The sequence below is a fragment of the Candidatus Obscuribacterales bacterium genome (genome assembly GCA_036703605.1).
GTDB lineage: Bacteria > Cyanobacteriota > Cyanobacteriia > RECH01 > RECH01 > RECH01.
Genome location: DATNRH010000503.1, coordinates 1 through 1,215, shown reverse-complemented (window position 1 = coordinate 1,215; position 1,215 = coordinate 1). Strand labels below are relative to the sequence as shown.

Here is a 1,215-nt window from a genome sequence, read left to right as displayed (position 1 = left end):
GGTAAAATTCTTGGCAAAAGCTCGCTGGGGACTTCGGAGAGAGCTTGGTTTTGGGCAACGATGCCGCCTTGTTCGTAAACGGCACGGACTTCACCGATGAGATAGCTGAGGGTGTCTTCGTAGTTGGGATGGTCTTCTGTTTGTTTGCTGAGGCTGAGGCAGTGGGCTTTGATGGCGGTTTGGAGATGCTCGATTTTGTTGGGTGCGGGTAGGGCGGAGGTGAGTTCGGTGGCGAGCTGGTAATGGATCAGTCCGAGGTTGTTAAGGGTGTCTAGGACGGCAAAATCTAGGCTCAGGGCTGGATCGTCTTGGGTGAGCAAATGGGTCAGGCTGAGGGTGATCTCATAGCTGGCGATCGCCGCCTCTAGGGTTTTCTGCCATTGGGCACTATCTTCAGTGAGGTAAACGCTCAGTTGCCAGTAGGTTGTCCCAAGATTGTTGTGGGTGGAAGCGCAACCAACAGGATTAGTATCCGGCGTACGGTGTTGTAAAGCCCCTTGGTAGGCGGCGAGAGCCACCTGTAGACAGGTCGTGGGATCTTGATACTGGGAAAGATTGAGATAGGCTGTCCCCAAATTATTTTGCATCATCGCCCAATTTTCCGGCTCCTGCGCTTCATCAAGGAGTGCCAAAGCGGCTTCGTAACAATTGATCGCCCCCTGTAAATGACCCACAGAATTTTCCTGCTGCGCTAGATGCCAATACACCGTGCCGAGATTATTTTGGGTCGAAATATAACGAATTGTGTCAGCCTCAGGGGAGCGATAAGTGAGGGCGGCTTCGTAGGCTTGCACTGCGCGATGGAGGAAATCTGACGAATTTTGATAATGGGCAAGATCGCTATACACAGCCCCCAAATTATTGTGGATCATCGCGGCAAGCTCTTCGTCTGGCGGGGTGGTCATCGCCGTTAAAGCCCGCTCGTAATATTCCACCGATCGCTGTAAATGGCGTTGTTTTGGTTCTGGATCGGTGATCTGTCGCGCCAACAACCAAGTGAAATTGCCCATGTCGTTATAGATATCCCCCAGACGGCGATCGCCAGATTCTAGGTAGGTCAATAACTGCTCATAGCTTTCCAGCGCCAAGCGGAGCGTCACCTCGTCAGTATTTTCTTGGTGAATTTGAGCACGGTACTTTTGCGAGAGTTCCCAGGCCTGCTGTTCCGAATCCACTGCCGTTGTGGACTGGAGATTTTGGGGATCAAGGGCACGA

General features: G+C 52.3%; 1 protein-coding gene. It reads right to left on the bottom strand.

The features are described 5' to 3' along the window. On the bottom strand, positions 1-1,215 hold a 1,215-nt coding region (locus V6D20_10935), incomplete at both ends, for a tetratricopeptide repeat protein (protein HEY9816296.1).